At 66.6% G+C, this 470-nt stretch carries 1 pseudogene; it reads right to left on the reverse strand.

What is annotated here, in order from left to right:
* Positions 1-470, reverse strand: a pseudogene (locus RA19_RS25145) (acetate--CoA ligase family protein); the annotation flags it as partial.

Here is a 470-nt window from a genome sequence, read left to right on the forward strand (position 1 = left end):
CAGCGCGTCGCGCAGGTCGGTTTTCTGGCGCTCGTTCAGGGGCGGGAACTCAACTTTGCGCGCATGGCCGGTATCCGCCGCCAGGCTTGCCTCCCCGCCGGAGCAGCTGATGGTTGCAATGCGGTTCGAGGGCAGCCGCCCCGCCGCATGCAGCAGTTTCAGCGTCTCCAGGAAGGAGGGCAGGTCATCCAGACGCGGAATGCCAAGACGTGAGAGCAAAGCCCCGGCCCCCGCGTCACCGCCCGCAAGCGAAGCGGTATGAGAAACAGTTGCGGCCTGAGCCTCGGCCGATTTGCCGACCTTCAACGCGATGATCGGCTTGCCTAGTTCGCGCGCCCGCGCCGCCAGCGCCTCAAAGGCACGCAGATCGCCAAAGCCCTCAATATGCAGGCCCAGCGCGGTGACGCGGTCATCTTCCAGCAGCGCCTCGCCAATTGCGGCAATACCCGACTGCGCCTGGTTGCCCGCGG

This window comes from Leisingera sp. ANG-M1 (assembly GCF_000813745.1).
Taxonomy (GTDB): Bacteria; Pseudomonadota; Alphaproteobacteria; order Rhodobacterales; family Rhodobacteraceae; genus Leisingera.